General features: G+C 43.2%; 4 protein-coding genes. All 4 read right to left on the bottom strand.

What is annotated here, in order from left to right; translation table 11 throughout:
* On the bottom strand, positions 1–379 hold a 379-nt coding region (locus tag Q0N89_RS09750), incomplete at its 3' end, for a hypothetical protein (RefSeq protein ID WP_294035896.1).
* Positions 380–394: 15 nt separating this feature from the next.
* On the bottom strand, positions 395–2,275 hold the full coding sequence (locus tag Q0N89_RS09745) for a DUF2235 domain-containing protein (protein WP_294035894.1): 1,881 nt from the start codon (positions 2,273–2,275) through the stop codon (positions 395–397).
* 9 nt (positions 2,276–2,284) lie between these two features.
* On the bottom strand, positions 2,285–3,334 hold the full coding sequence (locus tag Q0N89_RS09740) for a DUF2931 family protein (protein ID WP_294035892.1): 1,050 nt from the start codon (positions 3,332–3,334) through the stop codon (positions 2,285–2,287).
* Positions 3,324–4,222: DUF2345 domain-containing protein (locus Q0N89_RS09735; protein WP_294035890.1), on the bottom strand; the 899-nt coding region annotated here is incomplete at its 5' end. The genes Q0N89_RS09735 and Q0N89_RS09740, both read right to left, overlap by 11 nt.

The following is a 4,222-nucleotide window of genomic DNA, read 5'->3' as shown; positions in this document are numbered from 1 at the left end:
CATTGACACATTCAAAATATTTAAGACCAATGGGAAGTTGATGTTTTTGCCAAAATGCTATCATCTCCGCTTCACTACGAATCTCACGACCTTGACAGTCTTTAGGCAGTTTAGGCTTACCGTTTTCACAGATAAAGTTACCGCCGATTTCTGGGGGTAAGCCATATTGCTCTAAATATGCACCACCATCGCTAGCAGGTATGATTTCCTCTTGACAGCCCCAAACATTATCCCCTCTAGCATTTTTAAATCTTGGTGCTGGCTTCCCATTTGCCCCTGATTCTTGCCCATAGTCTCTTAAGCCTTTGAATGGATCACAGGCGGTGAGGGTTAGGGATGATAAGAGGATTGATAAAATAAGTATTGTTTTGGTTTTCATGGTGTTTTTCCTTATTTAGCCTTGATAGACGGTTCGATAAAACTGGTTGGTTTGTGGGTTGATTTGTGGCACGCTGACATGGGTTACCAATAGACTGATTGGGTCTCTTTTCATGCTACTACACCAGTGTAGGTAGTCGTGAAATAGGATTTTGTTTTTTTCTTTGTCTTCGATACCAACATAGTAGTTTTTGCCCTCTTGTGTGCCATTGATGATGTTTTCATTGACAAAGTATTGGGTTTTGTTGGTTTTGTAGTCTTGGTATTTTTCCCAAGCTTTGCCAATCAATTCTTTTGAAAACTCTTGGAAATAAGGCTCTTTGATTGTATCAGCATGGTATGTATCCAAATTATAATTACGATTAACACCAATATCTGTCATGATATCAAGCATAAGCTTGGTGGCGATTTTGGGATAATCAGGTGAGAGGATTTTAATGCGACCTTCTGGATTCAAATGGTGTCTTCTATTCACCTTAATCTTATCCATCGTTAAGACATCATCATCTCGCCAAATCTCCCCTTTTTCTTTGCTAAACCAACCTTGTTTATCCAAAATTGTGATAATATCACCAAAATCGGCTTGTTGTAAATTCATCAAGGCTTTTTCCTCAGCTTGTACCACCTGAGAGAATATCAATGGTGAAAACAGCTTGATTTTGGTTAGCATTGCAAAGGGAGCACTGGCTAGGTTGTATTTATGACAAATGGTCGTAGGGTCGTCAACATGTTTGTTTTTCCATTGACCCTCCTCTCCTTTTACCCACCTTGTCTCCAAGCCATCGCCAATATCCGTATGACAGCCTGGTAGCACAACTTCAAAGCCACAGCCATTTTGAACCGCACTAGCAATCGTGGTGACAGCGAACTTTTGGCGGAACTCATGACCTGCTACGATATGGACGACTTGATTGGGTCTGCGAGTTTCATCAAAATACAGTTGCTGTTTTTCATCAACCACATCATCATCGTGGTTGGTGCCTATGGAGCTGACGGTGTCAAACAGTCCGACAAACTTTACCCTAAAGCGAGCAGGATTTAGAATATCTTGAAAGCTTAACTGTTTTGGTGGAGGCGTAGGGTTATCTTTGCTTGGTATGTTGTCAAAAGGTTGCTGGCTGACATAGTGTTCTTCTTGATTCAGCAATTTATCCACTTCTTTGATGATGTCTTTGTCGTATCCATAGTTTAGCACACGATGCACAAACATACGAGCAGTGGCTGCCCCACGACTAAAGCCATAGACATTAAAGCTGACATGGTCAATCTGCATTCCTTGGCTTTTTTGTTGGATAACATTATATATCTTGCGAAACATTTGCCCAAGTTTGCCATAAACACCGCTATCCCCCATACCAAGACCTGAACCAATCATACTATCGCTTGAGAAGTCTTTTTCTGCAAGACCGTGATGGGGAGTTTTTAGATCGTAATCAGAGCGCTGGTTAGGAGCCAAAGGATTGGTTTGTTCCCTGACTTTGCGAGGTGTTATCGCACCAGCACCATCCGCATAAAGTGCCACCATGCGTTCATTACCGCCAAAAGCTCGTGCCATCTGATCTACGCCTGTTGGAGCTCGTGCAAAGCTTGTCTCTGTTGCTTTGTACTCTTTTTTAAGTAGATGTTCAGCACGGGTGGTATCGCCATCAAATGGACGACGGGTTTTCTTTTGGTTTTCAGGCAAATTGATGGTCTCTTGCACCTTATAAACTTGGTTGGGGTCGTTATACCTATCGCTATTATACCGACTGTTCCACGTACCATCAAAGAAAACATTGATTTCCAAACAATTGACAGTACATTCAACACTTGAGCCATCTTTGGGGTTGCTTGTGCCTTTGCCGATGTTTTTGGGCGGATTTTTATTTATGTTTGTGTTGGTATGTGTTTGCGCCATCCCTACCTCCTACTCAAACCAAGGATACTCATCATCGGCGAGTATTTTTGTGGTTATCTGTGCGTCTAGCATCTGTTCTTTGTGTCCGTTGGTCAAAAATACATTGCCTGTCATGTCTTTGGTAAGATGGATAACCAATGCAGTGGGTCTATTTGAACTAAAAAAGCGTTTAAATACCTCAAAAACCGCCACATCATCATCAGGCTGCTCAGTTCTACCAAACTGATGATGAGACAGATTAACCACCGCATGATGTCGCTGATTGTTTTTTTTAAAAAACAGTCCTATCCATGCAGGGGCAGGCTGTAACTTAGTTGGCGTGTCGGCATTTTGTTTATTCGCAAAAATCCGTTGCCAAGATGATTCACCATTGACATAAGTGACTTGATAAGCAAACAGCTCTACATCACTAGCCAAATGCCAAGGAAACTTGCGTTCGCTGTATTCTTGCCATCTTGTTGGCAGATTGCCATTTTTGGCTTGCTCTTGTAATGCTTTTGGTGCTTTTTCTAAGCGCTTGGCAATGTATTGCTCCATGGACATCAAATTAGGGTCAAAATGGTTGGTCAGCGCAAAAAACTCCCATGAAGCATTCGCCACCTCGGCTTCGTGTGTGCCAAGCTCTTGTATGTGGTTAGCAAACCCTGCTCGTAGGCTCACAAAACCATTGGGGGCAATGGCAAACTGGATATTAATGAGGTTTTTGACGACCTGCTCGTCTGTGGTGAGTGTCTGCTGTGCCAACTGAACAAGGGTATCTTGGGGTAGAAACATGACTGTATGATAAAAACAAGACTCAGCAAAAGATAGCCACATAAGCTTGACACCTACAGGCAAGAATGTGGGACTGCTGGGTGACCCACCGATGGTATCTACCGCACCATTACGCCAGCCACCCCCTGCCTGTGCATAAAATCCAACACGATCATCACCCATCTCATCAAAGAACCAAAAGCTTTCCCCTGTTACAAGCTCTATAGGATAGTGCGTAGGGGCAAACACTTGCGTATTCCACATGAGTTTTGTCAGAACAGTGTCTTTTTTTATGTTATCTGTCATCCAAAAATACCTCCAAATCTTCGGTTAATCCGCCTGTGAATACTCTATCTGTTCGCCCTTCATTGTCTGTTACGCCATAAAATACCTCACCAGACTTAGTCACGATTTTATAGCGTTCATTTGCCAATATATTACCATCACTGTCTTTTAAAACAAACATCTCATCATTAAACAACCTACTCTCCGTCTCAAGTGGTATATTGGCAGGTCCTGATAGGGTGTGACTGCTGGCTTGGGCTGTCCATTGTCCATTGGTGCCTTGTTCTATGCCCTCTTTGGTGATTTTGATATAACTGCCCCCTGCATTGATGAGAATGCCTTTGGGGGCAGTAATCTCCACCCAATCATTGTTGGAGTGTATTTTGATTTTGTTGAGTGCTAGCACATCTATGTCATCGGTTTGAGCATTGATTTCAACCTTGCCTTTGGCAGCAAACAGGCGAATACCTGCCAATTGAGCAAAGAAGCGAATCGCCCCTCTGACGGTGGCTAATAGGTTTTTACCTGAACTGATACTAGTGTGCTGTGCTGAGGTGATGGCGGTATGCTCTTGGGAGACGACATGAACGCTTTTATTAGAAGTCACCTCAATCCCTACAGGGCTATGTAAGAGCAGTTGTGGTGAAGCAAGCTCTTGGGTATTGCCACCGCCTTTGATATCGGTCGCTTGCTGTAAGAGCTGCTTAGCTACCCCAAGTTGGTCATCGTCATCTTGAGCTTGATGCTCCTTGGCAGAATTAGCCAAATTGTGGTGCTGATGATAAGCAGTTTCTAATAGGTGTGTTGGCTCTTGAATGGACTTGATGTGCTCTGCTGCTTGAGCGCGCCCTTGGGTACTAATCACCATACCTTTGTCTGCTCTTAGTACGCCATGTCCATCACTTCTTA

The organism is uncultured Moraxella sp. (genome assembly GCF_945873075.1).
Lineage (GTDB): Bacteria > Pseudomonadota > Gammaproteobacteria > Pseudomonadales > Moraxellaceae > Moraxella.
The sequence above is the reverse complement of the archived record's forward strand: the minus strand, read 5'-3'. Positions and strand labels throughout refer to the sequence as shown.

Coding starts and splice junctions, on each gene's coding strand:
- Q0N89_RS09745 (WP_294035894.1), bottom strand. CDS start 2,275: ATGGCGCAAACACATACCAACACAAACATAAATAAAAATCCGCCCAAA.
- Q0N89_RS09740 (WP_294035892.1), bottom strand. CDS start 3,334: ATGACAGATAACATAAAAAAAGACACTGTTCTGACAAAACTCATGTGG.